Raw genomic sequence first — 2,171 nt, forward strand, 5'->3', positions numbered from 1 at the left:
GAATTATGGGATTATAAATATAAGAAACACCAAAGGCCCCATAGGTAATATACATAAGTCATTGTACACGTTAAGCGGATTTGATAAGGAAAGTATAAACAGTGTTTTAAATTGGCCACTAACAATAGAAAATGAACAGCTACTAGAAAGATTATTAAGGCCTATAACTGATAGTCGATATACTAAAGATAATTCATTAAGTTTTCATTTTATGAGATATAAATTTACATTCTGTCCAATTTGTATCAATAATCAATACCATTCTACATTACATCAATTTTATTTCATTCAAAAATGCCCCTTTCATCTAATACCTCTCATGAACCAATGCCCAAGTTGTCAAAGGAGCATTCCATATATATTTGACGATTCCTTGTTCCAATCACATTTTGTTTGTACGTGTGGTTATATGTTTGCTCAAGTAAATAGAAGAATAGAACAAAACATGATTAAAACATTTAAAGATAAAGATCTTACTAAATGGTTTTATAGTAGCATGAGCTATAGAGAACGATTAATTAACATAATTATTCTTGAAGAATTAAGCATGGGAAATGATTATCAAGAAGAGAATTTTAATATTAGTTTGTCAGATTTATTTTCATTCCTTAATAATTCTACTCCCATTATTACTACAAAACAGTTAATAAATAGTGAAAGTAAAAAACAAATATTCAAACTTAAAAAAAGGTTAAGATTAGAGTATTGGAATAATCCACTTCTAAAGAAGCCAGCTAGAGGTGAGTTAGATTATCAGTGCAATCAAATATTTAATTCTATAGCAAGACATTTGCGGAATGGTATCCTAAAAAAACATATCCCGTGTATTAAACAGTATACAAGATATAATGGGGAATTGAGTGATGAAGAAAAATGCTCTTTTGCAATTGCTTATTCACATTGGAGACAAAGATTACAAGATTTTCGTAGCATTGAAGATGTTGACAACTATGGAACAACACCATTTTTCCGTAACCATTATAGCAGATACAAATTTCCCTTATGGAATGGTAAACGTTTAATTAATAATATTATAGAGGATATTAACCAACTAGATGAATTTGATTCAAAACGAGTTGCACTTAATTGGATGGTTTTACGGTTTGTAGCAGAACTTATCTTAGCTGACTTTAAACGGAACTTGATAATAGCAGCTAATCATCGTGTGAATAATGATAACGATAATTATTTACAATCTTTTGATTTCGTTGCCAAAGTCATAGTAGAACCCTCTACAACTTTTTCTAACAAATATAAAATGTATTTAGACAATCAACATTCAATTGATTTCTTTTGTAATGATTTAAATATTTCTTGCCCAAATAATTCTGTTAAAAAGAGAAGAGTTCCTAAAACACAATACAAGAAAAAATCTCCGATGCAAGAGGTAATAAAAAATGGAAGATCATAGAAATCTAAATAGAACTAATAACCTTAGTAGTTAGCTAAAATAGCTGACTATTTTTTTGTTTTTATACTAAATTTTTTTGAGAATGAACATAATAGTAAAAACTGAATAGGGGTGTTAGTATAGAAACTTTTAAACGAAAAATAATTACTTGGAACCTTGATTGGGTGCAGGGTTTTGAATCCACGTGGGGAATACTTGAAAAAATTAAATATGCTAATTCAATAAATTCAAACGAATTAATAAGATTAATCAGTAAAGAGGAATCAATATACTCTCAAAATAGTATAAGAACCGCTCACAGAGACTTATATACATTAGAGCATATCGATGATAAAAAGATATTCGATCTTATTGGTATAAGATTAAAAGAAAGACAGGATTCCTTAATAAAACAGTTAGCAATAATTTTACCAGGGAATCCTACTAAATATTTTAGAAACTATTTGGTTTTTTGTGAAGAGTGTATTTCTTCTGGTCACCATCATAGCTTATTCCATCAATTTCTAATATTTAATGAATGCCCTTATCATGAAAGAGGGTTAATTCATCTATGTAAAAACTGTAATAGAAAAATACCATATACCCTAACAAACGATTATTCATTTCAATGTTGTTGTGGATTTTCTTTAATAACAGGTGTTAGCGTAGCTAATTTTAATAAATGGAATAAATACAGAAATCCTGAAATTATTCATGAAAAAATAATTAATTGGTTAATTTTAAATAAAAAGAATGAAAATTCTAATATTCTATTTGATTT

General features: G+C 28.0%; 2 protein-coding genes. Both read left to right on the top strand.

All coding sequences use genetic code 11. The annotated features are described in order from the left end of the window. On the top strand, positions 1–1,411 hold a 1,411-nt coding region (locus tag V7127_RS25805), incomplete at its 5' end, for a hypothetical protein (RefSeq protein ID WP_335491132.1). A 164-nt stretch (positions 1,412–1,575) separates the two neighbouring features. Then, a partial coding sequence (locus V7127_RS25810) for a hypothetical protein (RefSeq protein WP_335491134.1) occupies positions 1,576–2,171 on the top strand: 596 nt, incomplete at its 3' end.

Source organism: Bacillus sp. JJ1773 (assembly GCF_036962035.1).
Classification (GTDB): Bacteria; Bacillota; Bacilli; order Bacillales; family Cytobacillaceae; genus Cytobacillus.